This window comes from Actinocrispum sp. NPDC049592 (assembly GCF_040675465.1).
GTDB lineage: Bacteria > Actinomycetota > Actinomycetes > Mycobacteriales > Pseudonocardiaceae > Kibdelosporangium.
This window is the reverse complement of record NZ_JBFAPA010000001.1, coordinates 652,019-669,464: the sequence shown is the minus strand read 5'-3', so window position 1 is coordinate 669,464 and position 17,446 is coordinate 652,019. Positions and strand designations below refer to the sequence as shown.

The window sequence follows — 17,446 nt, the reverse complement described above, 5'->3', positions numbered from 1 at the left end:
CCCCGCGGCACCCCTAGGTATGGTCCGGACGGACACAGAGGAGGGGCGTCGTGAGCGCAAATCAGGAGAACACCGAACGCCGGGGCAGCCATGCCCTGCCCGACGACGCGGACGGCCCGCACCCGTTGGTCGACTTGACCCGTGACCCGACGCCGGGCAAGGCCGACCACGCGAAGCCGGACGACGAGGACTGACACCGAAAACCGCCTCAACGGGCACTTACCTCGCCGTGCGACGTGGCACGGTGGCGGGGTGGCTCGCAGGGTCTTGTTGTCGGCGCTCGTGTCGTTGCTGGCCGCGTGCGGCGTCGGCGACGCGAAGGCGGACGTCCGCACCGCGCAGGAGCTGGCCGACCGGTTGTTTCCGGGCCAGTTGACGGTCATCGGCAGCCGGTCGCTGTTTCCGCAGGACACCGGGTCCGAGGTGACCTTCGCGGTGCGGGGCGACCCGGATGCGATCGTCCGGCTCGCGGTGAGGTCGGACAAAACGGATATCGACCAGAAAATGCGGGACGCCGTCGACCTCGGCCGCGCACAGGCCGCGGAATTGCGCACGGCGTTGAAAGTGTTCCGCGACTGTGGACACGAAATAGTGGGAATCGGCGAGATCCCGTTTGTCAATACGTCCTTCAATCTCACGGTGTGGATCGCGTCGCCGATTACTAATACCACGGTGACCCGGCTCATCGGGTCGCTCGATGACTGCGTGGTGAAATGGCGAGACGCGCGTTCGAACAGCGAATCCCCGTGGCGGTCGAAGGTCGGCAACATCACGCTGAACATCCTCAGCGCACAGCAGCCACCCACGTTGCCGATCACCACCGGTCCGACGTACCAGAAGCTGACCGACCGCAGCCTCGCTGAAGTCCTCGCAGGTAGTCCCCACCACAGCGGCTTGATCACGCCCGGCCGTTCGCTCGGCGACGTGCTGGCCCCGGCGATGTCCTTCGACGAGGGGCAGAAGTTCGGCGCCGCAATGGAAACCGCCGCCCGCGACTGGCTGGCCGCAGCGATCCTCACCCCGAAACCCCGCCTGGGCCGCTACCTGAGCACCGGCAACCGCCTGCTCCCCGGCACCGCCGACAAAATGCGTACCTACGTCACGGTCTGCTTTTCCCCGTCCGAGAAACTCCCTTGCCCCGACGAAGGCGCGATCGCCCTCACCGTCGACCTCGCCACAAAAATGACCACGGACTTCACCCTCGTGCGCACCATTCGCGACAAGGACGGCAAATACACTTACCCCATCGAGCGCTAAATCGGCATCGGGGGGTTTGGGGGGTCGCCCCCCAACATAATGGCGAGCGACATGGTCCGCGCTTTCCGCGGACACATGTCGCCCAGAAGGAGCGGAGGATAGGGGATTTGAACCCCTGAGGGCTATCACACCCAACACGATTTCCAATCGTGCGCACTAGGCCACTATGCGAATCCTCCGCCGAGAAGGATACCGGATGGCCTGGACCGCTCCCAAAACCGGGGGTCACCACGGGTGCGGGCGAGCTGCGGGCGCCGCTGGCATTCCTCGGCGGCGGACCGCCCGAGTGCGAGACTTGCGCGCCCACTGACGGTGCAGGTCCACGCCACCGTCGACGCCGGAGATGTGGGCGCTCACTTGAGCATCGGCCGCGCCACCTCCACGGGCGCATCCAAGGTGCCGCCCAGATGCCCCCGGGCACGGACGTCGGCCGAAGCTCGCCCTGCTGCGGGCTTTGGGATCGATTCCGGTCGCGGTCGGGCATGGTGATGGTGCGGTGGTGTGGCGGTCGCTCCGGTAGGCCGACCGCTAGCGCCCGGTTGGGTCAGCCGGAGCAGGCGCCGAACCGGGTGTCGGTGGTTTTCGGGGGTCTGCCGGGGCCGGGTGGGCCGGCGAAGCATTGGGCGATGTGCAGCCAGCGCTCGGCGTCGGCGCCGACGGCCGTGAGGGTGGTGTCATCACGGTGGATGCGGCGGGTGATGAGCTTGCAGAAGTCCAGGGCGGTACCGGTGACGCGTTGGTCGGCCTCGGGCGGGCCCCAGGTCCACACCTGGTTGTCCGGGCCGCTCAGTGACACGCGGAACGGCTCGGGTGGCGTCAGGCCACGGCGGTGGAAGGCGTTGTCGCGGGTGCGGACACCCAGGTAGGCGATGTGGCGCAGCCGGTGGGTGGGTTCACGGGTGACGCCGAGCGCGTCGGCGACGTCCAGGCCGTGCGCCCAGACCTCCATCAGCCGGGCGGTGCCGAGCGTCACGACGTTCAACGGCTGCCCGAACCACGCCAGCTTCGAGCCCGCGTCGATCCGGCGCAGTGTGGACAACAACACACCGCGGCCGGCCCGCCAGCGCGCCAGCAGATCCTCGGGCGAGGCGGCGGCGCCCTCGGCGGCGCCGCGGTCGATGTGCGCCTGTGGGTCGGTACGGACCGAGTCGAGGAACGCCAGGAACGCCTGCTTGTCCGTGACGGCGAGCAGCGCGGCGTCGTCGCACCACGCGAGGTGCGCGATCTGGTGCGCGACCGTCCAGCCCGGCGACGGGGTGGCCAGCCGCCACTGCGCCTCGGTCAGCGACCCGGCCAGCGCGTCTAACTCCTCCTGCTCGGCTCGTAAATCGTCCAGGACGGTCTGTAACAGCACCCGGACGAATCTGGCCGGGCGGCACTGCCCGGGCAGCTCCGGATAAGCCCTGATCTCATTGTCCGCCGAGACGGCAGTCGGCACAGCGACACACCTCCAGAAGCCCACATCGGTCCGTATTGATCCTCCCGGTAACAGTGTCCTGGTGGGAATTACCCAATCCGGCTTTGTTGAGTAGCACAAAGCGACATAGCATTCGCCCGATCAGGGAACAAACGAATGCGATGTCGCGGTCGGCGATCGACATGACCGGTACCGGTAAGCGTTCCGTGACCACGGGCGGCTCTGGGCCATCCGGCGGAACCGGCCGTCCAGGGCCGGCACGCCCGGCAGTCCACGGCGAGTAGCTGCCATGTTCCGCTGGAATGGGTATTCCGATACAGGTCGTTGAACGTTCAGTGACTTACCTGAAGAAGACATTGGCGGTCACCGCGGCCGCGATGGTGGCCCTGACGGCCCCGGCGGCCGCGTCCCAGACACGCACCCTCGCGCATTTCGATATCGCCCAGGGCCAGTTGCCGGAGAACATCACCCTGGAACCCGACGGCTCGGCCGACGTGACCTGGGCGGCCGCCGGACAGGTCGCCCGCGTGCGGCCGGACGGCCACGTCGAGGTCCTGACGAACCTGCCCGCGGGCGGCCGCGCGAGCGGAATCGTCCGGTCCGCCGCCGGGACCATCTACTTCCTGCACTTCGGCGGCGGCCTGCCGGCCGGGGTCTACCAGATCAAGCCCGGCCAGCCGGCCGAGCTGTACACCGCGCTGCCGGACACGGTCTTCCCGAACGGGCTCGCCCTCGACGGCTACACCCTGTACCTCACCGACTCGTCCACCGGCACCATCTGGCGAGTCCGGCACCGCCAGGCCACCAAGTGGCTGACCGCGCCCATCCTCGCGCCCTCGACACCCAGCGGGTTCGGCGTCAACGGCATCAAGCTTCACGGCGGCGCCGTGTGGGTGTCGCAGACCGAAAAGGGGCTTCTGCTGCGGATCCCGGTCCGCTCCGACGGATCGCCGGGTGCGATCCAGACCAAGGCCCAGGTCACCGGGATCGACGACTTCACCTTCGGCCACGGCGACGAGGTCTTCGCGGCGAACAACTTCGGCAGCGAGGTCGTGCTCCTGCACCCGAACGGTTCGCAGCAGACTTTCCTTACCGCGCAGGACGGTCTGTCCAACCCGACGTCGATCGCCGTGCGCGGCAACAAGGTCTACGTCGCCAACGCGGCCTACTTCACCCAGAAGGATCCGAACGTGTTGGTGGCCAAGCAGTAGCGCCGCCCGGCCACCAACCCGGCGGTCAGATCCCGGCGACCCAGAACGGCGCCACGCTGAGCGTGCCGTTGCCGCGAGCGCAGGTGCGGGTCCAGTTCGCGTCAACGGTCACCGCGTAGCAGGAGTCCACGTAGTCGGGGTCGTCGGTCCACCAGCTCGACGGCATCGCGTCGAGGATGGCGTTGGCCAGCGGCACATAGGCGCCGGTGTCGGTGATGTACGCCAGCGCGGCGATGATCGCCTTGGCCAGCGCCAGGTAGTTGGTGTCGCCGTCGTCCTCCATGAACACGATGTCGGCGGCGCTGTACTTGTACCGGTTCCAGTGCAGGATCAGCTGGTTCGGGTAGTAGGTGTGGTTCTCGTCGTCGAGGTAGGGCATGTCGACGGTGTCGGCGCGCACGTCGCCGTTGAGGTCGAACCCGCCGGTGATCGCGAAGATCTCGGCGTCGCCCTTGAACCACGGCTCTTCCACGTCGTTGAACCGGATGCTCTTGATCTGGGTGGCCCAGTAGCCGTTGGCGGCCCTGGCAACGCGCGCGCTCTTGTTGCCCGTTGCCTGGTCGATCACCGCCATGCCCAGCCGGGTCGCGGTCTTCACGTCCACGTCGACGAACAGCACCGGGCGCTTCGGGATCGAGGCCGTCGGCACCGTTTCCGCCTTGCCACCGGGGTTGTAAGCGGTGAACTCGGTGGCGTTGTCGTCGTTCGGCGTGGCGGCCACCAGCGGGGCGGCACCAGCCCGCAGGGGAGCGACCATGCTCGCGTCGCCGAGCCGGATCTGCGCCAGCCGCGTGGAACCGGCGGGCAGGCCTTTCACGGCCAGCAGATCGGCGTCGGCTTTGTCGATGACCGCGGCGAGCCTGCCGCGGACGTCCAAAGCCCCGGCGTCGACCGGGGTCACCGGCGCGAGTTTTGTGAGGGCGTTTCGAACAGCGTTGTTCGTGAGCTCAGCCGACAAAGCCCGGGCGAGCCCGTCGGAGATTTCCGAAACGGTGTTCGGGGCTTTTTCAGGCGAGGCCATCGCGGGTGTGCCGACGGCTGAACCAGCGAGCACAAATGCGACCAGCAGGGATGTGATGCGCATGGGCGTTCCTCACGGTTATCGGACCGGTGGTTCGACGTTGGCGTACCGCCATGAGTGTTGGCAACTGTCCAAACGGGTGCCAGGGAAAACTGGGAACGCTACGGTGAACACATGCGAATCGCGTTCGCCGCCGACGACGAGAACGAGACCACCCGGGCGGTGGTGGCCTTCCTGGAGACCGGGCACGAGGTGATCCGCCCCGCGGCCTCGGACGCCTGGCCTGAGCTGGGCGCGGCCGTCGGCCGGGCGGTCGTCGACGGGACCGCGGACTACGGCGTGGTGATGTGCTGGACCGGCACCGGCACGGCGATCGCCGCGAACAAGGTGCCCGGGGTGCGCGCGGCATTGGCGTGGGAGGTCTGGATCGCCGAGGGCGCACGGAAATGGAATGACGCCAACGTGCTCGCGCTCAGCCTGAAAAGGCTCGCTCCGGACGTGGCGGTCGAGGTGACCAAGGCATTCCTGGAAACAGGCCCCGATCCGAGCGAGGCCGACAACATCGCGATGCTGGACTAACCGGCGAAGCGGCGAATGATCTTGACGAGCACCCCGGACACGATCAGCCAGAACAGTGCGGCCAGCCCATAGTTGACCAACACGAAAAGCTTGGGGTCTGACGGGGTGAACAGATCCTTGAATCCGATGGCGAGCGGATCGGCCACATCGGCGAAGAAATTCGTGATCCCGTTGTTCGGATTGGCGCTGCCGACCGTCAGCACGACGTGGACGACCAAGACCAGCGCGAAGATCAGGCCGATCCAGCGGACGACCGAGGCGATGGCGCCCACGAGCCGCGGGCGCAGGTCGGGCCGCTTGCTCTCGGACTCGGCATGCTGGGCCATGCGCAGCAGTCTGACATGGCCCAGCGCGTTTCGCTACTTATCAGTAACTACGCGATGATCCGTGCCAGGATCGAGCCGACGACCAGCCAGAACACCGCGGCCAGCCCGTAGTTCAGGATGACGTCCAAGTGGAAGTTGCCGGTCGCGAACAGGCCCGGGAAGAACAGCGCGAGCGGTTCCGCGAGGGACCTGATGAAGGTGAAGAAGCCGTTCGCCGTGTTGGCGCCCAGCACGATCAACAGGATGTAGATCGCTTCGATCAGCGCGAAGAGCGCGGTGACCCCGAAAACCACCCGAGCGGCAGTCCCGCGGCCGCTCCGCACGTGCCATCTGCGAGTTGTCATGGAACAGGGGTTCACCTCAGCGGAGATTCGAAAACTCGCCCGATCGGAGCAATCGGTCGCGGCCCACGATGTGGGAAGGGTGGTTTACGGATGGGTGGGTGACACGGATATGGTGGAGACGTGGCGCGACTTGACCTCCTGCTTCGCTGCCGCGTCGGGGCCTGACTTTCCAGACTGGCTCCCCGCCGCGGAGCTGAGTGATGCGCCGGTCTTCTCAGGCACCCCAGCAGGAGAAACACCATGACCACCACCCCCGATTACCGCCCTGCCGCCGGCAATATCCGGCGGCCGTCCCGGCCGGCGCCCGCCGGGCAGGCCGAGTGGAACGCCCAGCTCGGCAGCTCGATGCCGGTCCACCGGTACCGGCCGTTCGCCGAGGTCGTCGAGGACGTCACGCTCGCCGACCGCACCTGGCCGGACCGCAAGATCACCACGGCGCCGCTGTGGTGCGCGGTCGACCTGCGGGACGGCAACCAGGCGCTGATCGACCCGATGTCCCCGGCCCGCAAGCGGCGGATGTTCGAGCTGCTGGTGCGCATGGGGTACAAGGAGATCGAGGTCGGGTTCCCGGCTGCCTCGCAGACCGACTTCGACTTCGTCCGCGAGATCATCACCGAGAACGCGGTACCCGACGACGTACGCATACAGGTGCTGTCGCAGTGCCGTCCCGAGCTGATCGAGCGCACCTTCGAGGCGTTGCAGGGCGCGAACAAGGCGATCGTGCACATCTACAACTCGACCTCGATCCTGCAGCGCCGGGTGGTGTTCCGCGAGGAGCGCGAGGGCATCAAGAAGATCGCCACCTCGGCCGCGGAGATGGTGCAGGAGCTCGCCGAGAAGTACACCGACACGGACTTCCGGTTCGAGTACTCGCCCGAGTCGTACACCGGCACGGAGCTGTCGTACGCGGCCGAGGTGTGCAACGCGATCACCGAGATCTGGCAGCCGACCCCGCAGCGCCCGGTGATCCTGAACCTGCCCGCGACCGTCGAGATGGCCACGCCGAACGTGTACGCGGACTCCATCGAGTGGATGCACCGCAACCTGGAGCGCCGCGACTCGGTGATCCTGTCCCTGCACCCGCACAACGACCGCGGTACCGGGGTCGCCGCGGCCGAGCTGGGGTATCAGGCGGGCGCGGACCGGATCGAGGGGTGCCTGTTCGGCAACGGCGAGCGCACCGGCAACGTCTGCCTGGTCACGCTGGGGATGAACCTGTTCAGCCAGGGCATCGACCCGCAGATCGACTTCTCCGACATCGACGAGATCCGCCGCACGGTCGAGTACTGCAACCAGCTGCCCGTCCCCGAGCGCCACCCCTATGGCGGTGACCTGGTGTTCACCGCGTTCTCCGGCAGCCACCAGGACGCCATCAACAAGGGCTTCGACGCCTTGAAGGATGCCGCTTCCCGTGCGGGCACCCCGGTGGACCAGTTCCAGTGGGAGGTCCCGTACCTGCCGATCGACCCGAAGGACGTGGGCCGCACCTACGAGGCGGTCATCCGGGTCAACTCGCAGTCCGGCAAGGGCGGCGTGGCGTACGTGATGAAGACCGAGCACCAGCTCGAGCTGCCGCGCCGGCTGCAGATCGAGTTCTCCGGCGTGATCCAGAAGATGACCGACAGCGAGGGCGGCGAGGTCAGCCCGCAGCAGATGTGGGACGTGTTCGCCACGGAGTACCTGTCGCTGACGTCGCCCCTGGTGCTCCAACGGCACCGGCTGTCCGACGACGGCCAGGGCCACGACGAGATCGCCGCCGTCGTGTCCGTCGAGGGCGACACCCACGAGGTCACCGGGAACGGCAACGGCCCCATCGCCGCGTTCGTCGACGCGCTGGCCAGCGTGGGCTATGACGTGCGAGTACTCGACTACTCCGAGCACGCTCTCACCGCCGGCGACGACGCGCGCGCGGCCGCCTACGTGGAATGCACCGTCGGCGACCGGGTGTGGTGGGGCGTCGGCGTCGACTCCTCGATCGTCACGGCCTCACTGCGGGCCGTCGTGTCCGCCGTGAACCGCGCGAACCGCTAGACGCCGGACACCACCGCGCTCATCGGGATCGGCGCACCGGCCTGCGGGACGGTCGCCATCCCGATGATCCCCAGCGCGACCGCGATCAGACCCGCGAGTACACCCACCGCGGCCATCCCACCGTCCGTCGCGCGGCCCTTCCGAGCCCGGACAACTCCGACAACCCCGAAAACAACGGCAAAAGCCCCGAAAATGGTGGCCAGCAGTCCGAACAGGACAGTCAACCCAAACCCGACACCCACAATGCCCAACGCGAGGGCCGTGGTCGCGAAACCATTGCGGAAGATCGGCGTGGCGGCCTCTGGCGGCCGGATCGCGGCGCTCATGGGCGACTCCCGTGGCTCCCGTGCGGAGGATATCCACCGTGGACACTTGCCCATAAATCGCCGTTATCCCAAGGGGTGTTACCGGTTCTTCACTAAGTCAACCTATTGGCGTACAAGGGAAAGCACCCTGTGTTCGGCCGAACGCGATGAGTTGACCTGAATCGGTCAACCCACGGACGGGTCAGGTCGCATCGGTGGCCATGGAGATCACGGAAGAGGGCGGCGGGGGGCGGCGCCAACTCGGGTTGGCGGCGTCTTCATGGGTTGGGTCGGCGTCTAGTAGGCACCGCGACCGGATGGGTGGAAAGTCGGTTGTGGTGGGTGGGGGTCGGATGATCGGCTGGGATGGTGCAGCGGTATCGGGTGGTTCTGGGGTTGCCGGGTGTCCGGGCGTTGATGATCGTCATGTTCTTCGCGCGGATCCCGCAGACGGCGACACCGCTGACGTTGACGCTGCATGTGGCCGTCACGCTGGGGAAGGGCTATGGGGCCGCGGGGCTGGTGGGGGCCGCGGGGACGGTCGGGATCGCGGTGGGGGCTCCGTTCATGGGGCGGATCGTGGACCGGTGGGGCCTGCGGCCGATGCTGGTGCTTACCACGATCGGGCAGTCGGCGTTCTGGTTCACCGCGCCGCTGCTCGGCTACACCGGATTGTTGGTCACCTCTTTCATCGGGGGTGTGCTCACCGTTCCGGCGATGAGCATCGGGCGGCAGGCGATCGGCATCATCGTCCCCGAGGAGCACCGGCGCACCGCTTTCTCACTCGATGCGGTGTTCGTCGAGTTCAGTTTCATGGTCGGGCCGGTGCTCGGTGTGGCGCTGGCGACGCAGGCGTCGAGTGCGGTCGCGATGATCGTGATCGCGTGTTCGGTGGTGTTGGTGGGCGGCACGTTGTATGTGTTCAACCCGTTGACGCGCAACGGGAATGAGCGGGAAGCCGGGCCGAGGCCCGCCCGCCGGGAGTGGCTCACCGGGCAGTTGACCGGCGTGCTCGTCGTGGGGATGGGCGCGGTCTTTGTGTTGGCGGGCACGGAGGTCACGGCGGTGGCGGTGCTGCGCGCGAACGGTGAGGTGGAGTGGACCGGGGCGCTGGTGGTGATCATGTGCATCGCGTCGCTGATCGGCGGGCTTGTCCACGGGGCGGTGCACAAATCGTTGCCACAGGTCACTTTGATGATGCTGCTCGGCGCGCTCACCATCCCGGTCGCGCTCGTCAGCGGGTGGTGGTGGGTGATCGGGCTGGCGTTGGTGCCGTCGCAGATGATGTGCGCGCCGACCCTCGCCGCCACCGGAGAAGAGGTCAGCCGCCTCACGCCGCTGTCGGTCCGCGGTGAGGCGACCGGGCTTCAGGGGTCGGCGTTCACGCTCGGCAGCGCGCTGGGGTCGCCGGTGATCGGGTTCGTGGTCGACCACACGGCGCCCAACTGGGGTTTCGTCGGCGCCGGCCTCGGCGGTGTGCTCGTCGCGGCCGGCGCCTACGCGTTGACCCGTCAGCCCGCGAGGGCCTCGGCGATCTCGTAGGTGTTCAGCGCCGCGCCCTTGCGCAGGTTGTCGCCGCTGACGAAGAAGTCCAGCGTGTTCGGGAAGTCCAGGGCCTGGCGGACCCGGCCGACGTACGTGGGGTCGCCGCCTACGACGTCCGCGGGAGTCGGGAACTTCTTGTTCGCCGGGTCGTCCACGAGCACCACCGTCGGCTGCGCGGAGAACACCTTGTGCGCGGCCTCAACGGTGACCTCACGCTCGAAAACCGCGTGCATCGCAAGGGAATGCGTGGTGACCACCGGGACTCGCACGCAGGTCGCGGACACCTTCAGGTTAGGGATGCCCAGGATCTTGCGGGACTCGTTGCGAACCTTGAGCTCCTCGGAGGTCCAGCCGTCGTCCTTGAGCGAACCCGCCCACGGCACCACGTTCATCACCAGCGGCGCCGGGAACGGAGAGTCCGCGATGGACAGTCCGGCCGCCTCGACCGCCTCCCGCACGTCGCCCGCCCGCACGCCGACGTGCTTGCCCGCAACGGCTTCCAGCTCCGCGTAGAGCCGGTCGATCGCGGGCTGCCCGCCGCCGGACGCCGCCTGGTAGGACGCCACGACCAGCTCCCGCAGGCCGAACTCGCGGTGCAGCGCGCCGACCGCGGCCATCATCGACAGCGTCGTGCAGTTCGGGTTGGCGATGATGCCGCGCGGCCGGTCGTGGATCTTGTCCACGTTCACCTCGGGCACCACCAGCGGCACGTCCGGGTCCATCCGGAACGCGCCCGAGTTGTCCACCGCGACCGCGCCACGGGCCGCGGCGATCGGCGCCCACTCGGCGGAGACCTCGTCCGGCACGTCGAACATGGCGATGTCGACCCCGTCGAACACCTCGGGCGACAGCGCCTGGACGGTCAGCTCCTGCCCGCGCACGGTGAACTTCTTGCCCGCCGACCGCGGCGACGCGATCAGCCGGATCTCGCCCCACGGCACGGACTCGCGGCCGTTGATGATGTCCATCATCACGCCGCCGACCGCGCCGGTGGCGCCGACCAGGGCAAGTACCGGTGCCATCAGCGACCACTCCCCGCGTACACAACCGCCTCCTCGTCCCCGCCGAGGCCGAACGCCTCGTGGATGGCCCGTACGGCCTCGTCGAGCTGCGTGTCCCGGATCAGCACCGAGATGCGGATCTCCGAGGTGTTGATGATCTCGATGTTCACGCCGGCCCCCGCCAGCGCCTCGCAGAACGTCGCCGTGACCCCGGGGTGCGACCGCATGCCCGCGCCGACCAGGGACAGCTTGCCCACGTGGTCGTCGTACAGCACGCTCTCGAAGCCCAGCTCCTCGCGCACCTTCTCCAGCGCGGCCACCGCCAGCGGGCCGTTGGACTTCGACAGCGTGAACGTGATGTCGGTGCGGCCGGAGTGCGTCGACGAGACGTTCTGCAGCACCATGTCGATGTCGATCTCCGAGTCGGCGATCACCCGGAAGATCCGGGCGGCGACGCCGGTCTTGTCCGGCACGCCGGTGACCGTCACCTTCGCCTCGGAGCGGTCGTGCGCGACCCCGGTGATCATCGCTTGTTCCACGGAGAGCTCCTCGATCGACCCGGTCACGACGGTGCCGGGCTTCTGGTTGAACGACGAACGGACACGGACCGGCACGCCGTAGCGGCGGGCGTACTCGACACACCGCAGCATCAGCACCTTGGCGCCGCTGGCGGCCATCTCGAGCATCTCCTCGTAGGTGATCTGCTCTAGGTGCTTGGCGTTGGGCACGATCCGCGGGTCGGCGGTGAACACGCCGTCCACGTCGGTGTAGATCTCGCAGACATCGGCGTTCAGCGCGGCCGCGAGCGCCACCGCGGTGGTGTCCGTGCCGCCGCGGCCGAGGGTGGTGATCTCCCGCGTGCCCTGGCTGACGCCCTGGAAGCCGGCGACGATGGCGATCGCCCCGTCGTCCAGCGCCTCCTGGATCCGGCTGGGCGTCACGTCGATGATCCGCGCGTTGCCGTGCGCCGCGGTCGTGATCACCCCGGCCTGCGAGCCGGTGTACGAGCGGGCTTCGAGGCCCTGCGCGTGGATCGCCATGGCCAGCAGCGACATCGAGATCCGCTCACCCGACGTCAGCAGCATGTCCAGCTCGCGGGCCGGCGGCACGGGGGCGACCTGGTTGGCCAGGTCCAGCAGCTCGTCGGTGGTGTCACCCATCGCCGAGACCGCCACGACCACGTCGTTGCCGGCCTTCTTGGTCGCCACGATCCGCTCGGCCACCCGCTTTATGCGGTCCGCGTTCTCCACCGAGGAACCGCCGTACTTCTGGACGACGAGCGCCACCGCGCCACCTTCCTTGTTCCGCCCCGCTACATCGGTCAAGAGCCTACCTGCGCGGGCGGGACTCCCTCGATCGTGATATGACCACGGCCACTCACCCGACCGGCCCTTGACCGGCCTTTTCCCGGGAATCGTCCGCCGCCCGCAGCCACCGGGAACAAGAGTTGCGGGCCTGCTCGGCACCGGCCGGGTGGTTTCCCGCCGATGAAATTCGTCACCGCCCCTCACCTGCTCTGTGTCGCCCGATCGGGGCGGTTGACGGGCGTGCGGAGCACCGCTGTTTAGGCTGTTCGCGTGACCGCGACGGAGGTGGCTCAGCAGCCCGACGTGCGGCGGGCTGCCGCGGCGGCGCAGGTGGGTGTGGCCAGCGCGTGGACGGTGCGGCGGGTGGCGGTGGCGTTGACGCCCGCGCTGCTCTACCTGGGGATCCGGGAGTTCGGGCTGCTCGTGCTCACCTGGATGAGCATCAAGACGCGGTTCCCCATGGGCGAGGCGCTGACCAGCTGGGACGGGCAGTGGTACCTCGGCATCGCCGCGGGCGGGTACGACAACGTGCCCGCGAGCCTGGGGGACGCGTTCGGGCGGCGCAGCGCCGAGACGCCGCTGGCGTTCTTCCCCGGCTACCCCAAGCTGATCAACTGGCTGGCCCGGCCGTTCGGCGGCACCCCCAACGACCGGCTGTTCTTCGCGTTCGCCATCACCATCGTGGCCGGCGTGTTCTGCTCGTACGCGCTGGTCCGGATCGGCCGGGTGGTGCCCGGCGGGTCGGCCAGGGCGGGCGTCATCCTCGTGGTGCTGTTCGCGGCGGCGCCGATGAGCATCGTCCTGGCGATGACGTACTCGGAGGCGCTGTTCTGCGCGTTCGCGGCGTGGGCCCTGGTCGGTGTGCTGGAACGCAAGTGGATCCTCGCCGGCCTGGCGTGCGCCGCGGCGGGGTTGGTGCGGCCGACGTCGGCGGCGCTCGTGCTGGCGGTCGGTGTGGCCGCGCTGGTCGCGGTGATCCAGCGCAAGGACGGGTGGCGGCCGTGGGCCTGCGGGCTGCTCGCACCCGCGGGACTGCTGTCCTACCTGGGCTGGGTCGCGGCCAAGACGGGCTCGCTGACCGGCTACTTCACCCTGCAGAACCAGGGCTGGGAGTCGCACTTCGACGGCGGCCGGGCCACCCTGAGGTTCATCGTCGACGCCATGACCCACCAGCTGTCCGTGCTCGAAGGCGTGACCGTGCTGGTCATCATGACCGCGTTCGTGCTGCTGGCCATCGGGTTGCGGACCAGGCTGCCGTGGCCGCTGCTGCTGTACGCGATCGGTGTGCTGCTGATGGACGTCGGGTCGGACGGCATGATGGCATCGAAGGCCCGGCTGCTGCTGCCGGCTTTCGTCCTGTTGGTCCCGATCGCGCTCGCCCTGGCCAAACGGCAGACCGCCACCACGGTGCTCACCCTGACCGGACTGGTGGTCATCACCAGCTGGTTCGGGGCCTACGCGGTGACAGTGTGGAGTTACGCGATCTGATGCACCCGTTGTTCGAACAGCGTTGGAGCCCCCGCTGGCTCGACGCCGACGCCGAGGTTCCGGACGAGTCGCTGCGCGCGATGCTGGACGCCGCCCGCTGGGCACCGAGCTATGGCAACACCCAGCCGGCGCGTTATCTCGTTGGCCGCAAAGGCGACTCGACCTATGAGCGGATCTTCGAGACCCTCAGCCGCCGCAACCAGAACTGGGCGCACACCGCCGCGGTGCTCATGCTCGGCGTCGCCATCACGGTCAACGCCAAGGGCGAGTTGCCGTTGTACGAGTACGGCCTGGCGCTCGCCACCGAAAACCTTGTGCTGCAAGCGGTCGACGAGGGTCTGGTGGCCCACCAGATGGGCGGGTTCAACGCCGAGGCCGCGCGGATCCTGTTCGAACTGCCGTTGGAGGCCAAGCCGATCGTGGCGATCGCCGTGGGCAAACTCGGCGACCGCAACACCATCCCCGACGACCTCAGGGACCGCGAACTGGCCCCACGCAAGCGGCTTCCGTTGTCGGACATCGCTTTCACGGGCGAGTGGGGGACCCCGGTGTTCCCTGAGCAACCTCCGGCATGATCACGTCGTAGTAGCTGGCGATCCGTCCGTACACCCCCGGATACCCCGCCAGCGCACAGCCACGGCCCCACGACGTGTCGCCGATCAGCTTGCCCCCGGCGATCAACGGGCCACCCGAGTCGCCCTGACACGTGTCGACGCCACCACTCGCATACCCAGCGCACACCATCGCGCTAGCTATATATGCAGTGCCGTAGGCAGTACGGCAGGCCGCGTCGGTCGTGATCGGCACGGTGGCCTTCAACAGGTACCGCGACGAGCTGCCGCCGCTGCTCGTCGCGCCCCAGCCGAGGATCGTCGACATCGTGTTCGGCGTATAGAGAGAGGTGTCGCGCGGCGAGGCGATCGGCAGGTACGGGCCGGGCAGGCTGGTGTCGAGGGTCACGACGGAGACGTCCGCGCCGCGGACCGTGCTGGAGAAGTTCGGGTGGACCCAGATGTCGCTGACGGTCGAGATGGTGCCGTCCGAGCTGTACTTATCCTCACGGTCCCACACCACTCGGGTGTTGCGCGTACTGCGCCCGGCCATGCAGTGCGCCGCCGTCACGACCTTCGTCGCCGACACCAGCGCGCCGCCGCAGAACTGGTACCCCGCAGGGTCGGTGAAGAAGACGGTGTACCGGTAGTCCTCGATGCTCACCCGCGAGCCGCCGACGATCATCGGCCGCACGTCTGCCGAGGCCACGGGCATGTTGATCAGAAGAAGGGCCACCACCGCGAGCAGCAAGCGCATCATGGGTATACTGAACATGGGTCTCGTGCGGTGTGCATCTCGTGAACCTCCCCAGGGCCGGAAGGCAGCAAGGATAAGCGGGCTCTGGCAGGTGCGCGAGGCCCGCTTTTTTGTGCCCACACCCTGTGGATGAATGACCGAGCAACGGCAGCCTGCTTGGCCGCGCCGGTCGTTTTCCGGCTCGCAACACGCCCGGCGTCGCCCCAGCCGGACTGCTGACCAGCCCGATCGCGATGCCGGTCGCGTGGTGCGGGGCGGAAACGACCGGCTTCGGGCGGCCAAGCCGTCCGAGCGAAGCGAGGACAGTCAGCACAGCCCACCCCGGGACTGTCGTACCGGCCCAGTAGAGTCGGTGTGTGGCGCTCGCCCTTTACCGCAAGTACCGTCCGGCGACCTTCGCTGAGGTGGTCGGGCAGGACCACGTCACCGAACCCCTGCGGGTCGCGCTCGCCGCGGGACGTGTGAACCACGCGTACCTGTTCTCCGGCCCGAGAGGCTGCGGGAAGACGTCCAGCGCCCGGATCATGGCGCGGTCGCTGAACTGCGCCGAGGGGCCGACGCCGGATCCGTGCGGCAAGTGCGAGTCGTGCATCTCGCTGGCGCCCAACGGCCCGGGCAGTGTCGACGTGGTGGAGCTGGACGCGGCCAGCCACGGTGGTGTGGACGACACGCGTGAGCTGCGGGACCGGGCGTTCTTCGCGCCGGCCGTGTCGCGCTACCGCATCTTCATCATCGACGAGGCGCACATGGTCACCACGCAGGGCTTCAACGCCCTGCTGAAGATCGTCGAAGAGCCGCCTGAGCACCTGATCTTCATCTTCGCCACCACCGAGCCGGACAAGGTCCTGACGACCATCCGCTCCCGCACGCACCACTACCCGTTCCGGCTGATCCCGCCGGGCATCATGCGTGAGCTGCTGGAACGCAACTGTGCCGCGGAAGGCGTGCAGGTCGAGCCCGCGGTGTTCCCGCTGGTGATCCGGGCCGGTGGCGGCTCGGCGCGCGACACCCAGTCGGTGATGGACCAGCTCCTGTCCGGCGCTGGACCCAATGGGGTGACGTACGAACGTGCTGTGTCGCTGCTCGGGGTCACCGACGTCGCCCTGATCGACGACATGGTCGACGGGCTCGCCGCGTACGACGCCTCGGCGGTGTACGGCACGGTCGAGCGCCTGGTCGACGCGGGCCACGACCCGCGCCGGTTCGCCTCGGACCTGCTGGACCGCCTGCGGGACCTGGTCATGTTGCGCGCGGTCCCCGACTCGGGCGCGCGCGGCCTGGTGAACGTGCCCGACGACGAGCTGACCAAGATGTCCGCGCAGGCCGAGCAGCTCGGCCCGGCAACACTGACCCGGTTCTGCGAGATCGTCCACAACGGACTGATCGAGATGCGCGGGGCCACGTCGCCCCGGCTGGTGCTGGAACTGCTCTGCGCCCGGATGTTGCTGCCCGCCGCGGTGCCGACCGACGCGGCGGTGGATTCCGCTGTGCTGCAACGGCTTGAGCGCCTGGAGAAGCGGGCCACCATGGTCCCGGACGTGCCGGCGACCCCAGCGCAAGCTGCGGCACACCGCCCGGCGCCCCAGCCGGCCCCGGAGCCCGCCCCGGTCCAGCGGCAGGCGCCACCGCCTGCCCCGGCTCCCGAACCCGTCGCGGTCCAAGCACCGCCGCCGCAGCCCGTGCACCACGAGCCCGCGCCCGTGGCCGCCGCAGGTGGAATGGACGCGGCTGCAGTCCGGCGACTCTGGCCCGAGCTGCTTGCGGAGGTCCGGCGTCAGCCTGGTGGCCGCAGCACCGAGGCCATGCTGACGAACGCGACCATCCAGGAGATCGACGGTGACACGGTGGTGGTCGGCCATGCCGCCGCCCCGCTGGCCCGCCGTCTGGCCGAGGCCCGCAACGTCGACCTGCTCACGCAGGCGTTCAACACCGTCATCGGCGGCAACTGGCGGGTCAAGGCGGTGCACGCGGGTGCCCCCGTGGCCGCGGCCGCCGCGCCGCCCAAGGCTGCGCCGCCGCCACCGCAGCGCCCGCAACCGGCGCGCCAGGTCGAGCCGCCGCGCCGGGAGGCACCGAGGCCCGCGACGGACCACGACGACATCCCGCCGCCCCCGGAACCCCCGGAGCCCGACGACCCTCTCCCGCCCCCTCCGCCACCACCGCAGACCGAGGAGGAAGCGGAGGAGGAGATGCTCGCCGAGGCCTCCCAGGCCCCGGGCGACGGCGAACGGGTCCAGGCCCGCGACCCCGAGGAGATCGCGATCGAGCTGCTCACCCAGGAGCTCGGCGCCCGCAAGATCTGAAAC

General features: G+C 68.7%; 17 protein-coding genes, 1 tRNA gene and 1 other RNA gene. 10 read left to right on the top strand and 9 right to left on the bottom strand.

Annotated elements, in window-relative coordinates; genetic code table 11:
• Positions 1-50 precede the first annotated feature (50 nt).
• Both AB0J95_RS03180 and AB0J95_RS03175 read left to right on the top strand, forming a co-directional pair.
• On the top strand, positions 51-194 hold the full coding sequence (locus AB0J95_RS03180; protein ID WP_364751551.1) for a hypothetical protein: 144 nt from the start codon (positions 51-53) through the stop codon (positions 192-194).
• A gap of 88 nt (positions 195-282) precedes the next feature.
• Positions 283-1,257, top strand: a complete 975-nt coding sequence (locus AB0J95_RS03175) for a hypothetical protein (protein WP_364751548.1) — start codon at positions 283-285, stop codon at positions 1,255-1,257.
• 92 nt (positions 1,258-1,349) lie between these two features.
• Here the strand turns inward: AB0J95_RS03175 and AB0J95_RS03170 are convergent.
• Positions 1,350-1,436 (bottom strand) — tRNA-Ser (locus tag AB0J95_RS03170).
• 365 nt (positions 1,437-1,801) lie between these two features.
• On the bottom strand, positions 1,802-2,695 hold the full coding sequence (locus AB0J95_RS03165) for a TIGR03084 family metal-binding protein (protein WP_364751545.1): 894 nt from the start codon (positions 2,693-2,695) through the stop codon (positions 1,802-1,804).
• A 314-nt stretch (positions 2,696-3,009) separates the two neighbouring features.
• Between AB0J95_RS03165 and AB0J95_RS03160 the strand changes: the two genes are divergently transcribed.
• The gene (locus AB0J95_RS03160; protein WP_364751543.1) at positions 3,010-3,885 is read left to right on the top strand and encodes a hypothetical protein; all 876 of its coding nucleotides are present in this window, start codon (positions 3,010-3,012) and stop codon (positions 3,883-3,885) included.
• A 25-nt stretch (positions 3,886-3,910) separates the two neighbouring features.
• Here AB0J95_RS03160 and AB0J95_RS03155 read toward each other — a convergent pair whose 3' ends face one another.
• Positions 3,911-4,969 carry a DUF3103 family protein gene (locus AB0J95_RS03155; protein WP_364751540.1) on the bottom strand — a complete coding sequence of 353 codons (1,059 nt, stop codon included), beginning with the start codon at positions 4,967-4,969 and terminating at the stop codon, positions 3,911-3,913.
• Between the two features lie 111 nt (positions 4,970-5,080).
• Here AB0J95_RS03155 and AB0J95_RS03150 point away from each other — a divergent pair, with 111 nt between their 5' ends.
• Positions 5,081-5,485 (top strand): RpiB/LacA/LacB family sugar-phosphate isomerase, encoded by a 405-nt coding sequence (locus AB0J95_RS03150; RefSeq protein ID WP_364751537.1) that lies wholly within the window; start codon positions 5,081-5,083, stop codon positions 5,483-5,485.
• Here AB0J95_RS03150 and AB0J95_RS03145 read toward each other — a convergent pair.
• Positions 5,482-5,811 (bottom strand): hypothetical protein, encoded by a 330-nt coding sequence (locus AB0J95_RS03145; RefSeq protein ID WP_364751534.1) that lies wholly within the window; start codon positions 5,809-5,811, stop codon positions 5,482-5,484. The genes AB0J95_RS03150 and AB0J95_RS03145 overlap by 4 nt on opposite strands.
• Positions 5,812-5,858: 47 nt before the next feature.
• Entirely contained in the window at positions 5,859-6,155 is a 297-nt protein-coding gene (locus tag AB0J95_RS03140) for a hypothetical protein (RefSeq protein WP_364751532.1), read from the bottom strand.
• 240 nt (positions 6,156-6,395) lie between these two features.
• Here AB0J95_RS03140 and leuA point away from each other — a divergent pair, with 240 nt between their 5' ends.
• Positions 6,396-8,186, top strand: coding sequence for a 2-isopropylmalate synthase (leuA, locus tag AB0J95_RS03135; RefSeq protein ID WP_364751530.1), 1,791 nt, complete (start codon positions 6,396-6,398; stop codon positions 8,184-8,186).
• Here leuA and AB0J95_RS03130 read toward each other — a convergent pair.
• Positions 8,183-8,512, bottom strand: coding sequence for a hypothetical protein (locus tag AB0J95_RS03130; RefSeq protein ID WP_364751527.1), 330 nt, complete (start codon positions 8,510-8,512; stop codon positions 8,183-8,185). The genes leuA and AB0J95_RS03130 overlap by 4 nt on opposite strands.
• A gap of 345 nt (positions 8,513-8,857) precedes the next feature.
• Here AB0J95_RS03130 and AB0J95_RS03125 point away from each other — a divergent pair, with 345 nt between their 5' ends.
• Positions 8,858-10,033, top strand: a complete 1,176-nt coding sequence (locus tag AB0J95_RS03125) for an MFS transporter (protein ID WP_364751525.1) — start codon at positions 8,858-8,860, stop codon at positions 10,031-10,033.
• Here the strand turns inward: AB0J95_RS03125 and AB0J95_RS03120 are convergent.
• Positions 10,003-11,058, bottom strand: a complete 1,056-nt coding sequence (locus AB0J95_RS03120) for an aspartate-semialdehyde dehydrogenase (RefSeq protein ID WP_364751522.1) — start codon at positions 11,056-11,058, stop codon at positions 10,003-10,005. The genes AB0J95_RS03125 and AB0J95_RS03120 overlap by 31 nt on opposite strands.
• Complete coding sequence (locus AB0J95_RS03115) at positions 11,058-12,323, bottom strand: aspartate kinase (RefSeq protein ID WP_364751519.1); 1,266 nt, start codon at positions 12,321-12,323, stop codon at positions 11,058-11,060. Before AB0J95_RS03115 ends, AB0J95_RS03120 begins: the two co-directional genes overlap by 1 nt.
• A gap of 291 nt (positions 12,324-12,614) precedes the next feature.
• Here AB0J95_RS03115 and AB0J95_RS03110 point away from each other — a divergent pair, with 291 nt between their 5' ends.
• Both AB0J95_RS03110 and AB0J95_RS03105 read left to right on the top strand, forming a co-directional pair.
• A complete protein-coding gene (locus AB0J95_RS03110; protein ID WP_364751516.1) occupies positions 12,615-13,832 on the top strand; it encodes a hypothetical protein in 1,218 nt (405 codons plus the stop codon).
• Positions 13,832-14,407: a nitroreductase family protein gene (locus tag AB0J95_RS03105; RefSeq protein WP_364753439.1), complete on the top strand. Its 576-nt coding sequence runs from the start codon at positions 13,832-13,834 to the stop codon at positions 14,405-14,407. Before AB0J95_RS03110 ends, AB0J95_RS03105 begins: the two co-directional genes overlap by 1 nt.
• Here AB0J95_RS03105 and AB0J95_RS03100 read toward each other — a convergent pair.
• The gene (locus AB0J95_RS03100; RefSeq protein WP_364751513.1) at positions 14,358-15,140 is read right to left on the bottom strand and encodes a serine protease; all 783 of its coding nucleotides are present in this window, start codon (positions 15,138-15,140) and stop codon (positions 14,358-14,360) included. The two genes, AB0J95_RS03105 and AB0J95_RS03100, sit on opposite strands and share 50 nt — an antisense overlap.
• A gap of 14 nt (positions 15,141-15,154) precedes the next feature.
• Here AB0J95_RS03100 and ffs point away from each other — a divergent pair.
• Together ffs and AB0J95_RS03090 are read left to right on the top strand one after the other, a co-directional pair.
• An RNA gene (gene ffs / locus AB0J95_RS03095) (signal recognition particle sRNA small type) lies at positions 15,155-15,251 on the top strand.
• 245 nt (positions 15,252-15,496) lie between these two features.
• Entirely contained in the window at positions 15,497-17,443 is a 1,947-nt protein-coding gene (locus AB0J95_RS03090; protein WP_364751511.1) for a DNA polymerase III subunit gamma and tau, read from the top strand.
• Positions 17,444-17,446: the final 3 nt, after the last annotated feature.